This window comes from Thiocystis violacea, from assembly GCF_016583565.1.
Lineage (GTDB): Bacteria > Pseudomonadota > Gammaproteobacteria > Chromatiales > Chromatiaceae > Thiorhodococcus > Thiorhodococcus violaceus_A.
On sequence record NZ_NRRF01000259.1, the window covers coordinates 1 to 558 of the forward strand.

Here is a 558-nt window from a genome sequence, read left to right on the forward strand (position 1 = left end):
GTGGGGCCGCCTGCTGGCCGAACTGGCGATGCAGGTGGCGCAGGTCTATGCGCAGGAAACCGAGATGAGCGCCGGGGAGGCGCTGGCCGAACTGCGCGTCGCGCTGGAGGCCGGGCTCGACCGCGTGTCGTTCGAGCCGCCGCCAATCAATTGAGCCATTTGACAGAATGACCTTGGCCGCGCATGACAGAATGACAACGGAACCTTGCACCATGCCTGTCGTGATCGACCTGCTCAATTCCGACCCGCGCAAAGATGCCCCGAACGGAGGCGACGAGCGCCCGCGCCATCCCGAAAAAGCCCATCGGCCGGATCAGCCGGTGGCGCGCAAGCCGGACTGGATTCGCGTCAAGGCGCCCGGTTCGGCCGGGTGGGCCGAAACCCGCTCCATCCTCAAGGCCAACAAGCTGGCCACGGTGTGCGAGGAGGCCAATTGCCCAAATCAGGGCGAGTGTTGGGACCGGAAGCACGCCACCTTCATGATCATGGGCGAAATCTGCACCCGCGCCTGCGCCTTCTGCAATGTCGCCACCGGCCTGCCCCATGCGCTCGACCCCG

1 protein-coding gene and 1 pseudogene are annotated in these 558 nt (G+C 66.1%); both read left to right on the plus strand.

Annotated elements, in window-relative coordinates:
• The first annotated feature begins 13 nt into the window (after nucleotides 1–13).
• Nucleotides 14–154, plus strand: a complete 141-nt coding sequence (locus tag CKO23_RS26855; protein ID WP_369408016.1) for a hypothetical protein — start codon at nucleotides 14–16, stop codon at nucleotides 152–154.
• Between the two features lie 58 nt (nucleotides 155–212).
• A pseudogene (locus CKO23_RS25100) lies at nucleotides 213–558 on the plus strand (lipoyl synthase); the annotation flags it as partial.